Origin of the sequence: Advenella sp. (assembly GCF_052108595.1) — a bacterium.
Classification (GTDB): Bacteria; Pseudomonadota; Gammaproteobacteria; order Burkholderiales; family Burkholderiaceae_B; genus Advenella.
In genome coordinates this window covers 1-414 of record NZ_JBQEAU010000041.1, presented here as the reverse complement: position 1 = coordinate 414, position 414 = coordinate 1, and the positions used below count along the sequence as shown (strand labels likewise).

Below are 414 nucleotides of genomic sequence, written 5' to 3'. Positions count from 1 at the left end.
GGAAGACTTCCAAATTGACATCATGATTGGCGAAGGCCCGGCCGCGCGCAGTGTCAAAATCGACTTGCAGCCGTTCACACTGGTGGGCGCCACGACCCGTGCAGGCATGCTGACCAATCCGCTACGCGATCGCTTCGGCATCGTCTCGCGCCTGGAATTCTATAACACCGAAGAATTGGCCCGCATTGTTTCACGCAGCGCCCATCTGCTCAATGCCGGCATCACGCCTGAGGGCGCCCACGAGATCGCGCGCCGTTCGCGCGGCACCCCGCGCATTGTCAACCGGTTGCTGCGCCGCGTGCGCGACTATGCCGACGTGCGCTCCAACGGTGTCATTGACAATGCCGCGGCAACGGCAGCCCTGGCCATGCTCGACGTCGATCCGATGGGGCTGGACCTGATGGATCGCAAGAT

At 62.6% G+C, this 414-nt stretch carries 1 pseudogene; it reads left to right on the top strand.

The features are described 5' to 3' along the window. A pseudogene (locus ACTIKR_RS09320) lies at positions 1 to 414 on the top strand (Holliday junction branch migration DNA helicase RuvB); the annotation flags it as partial.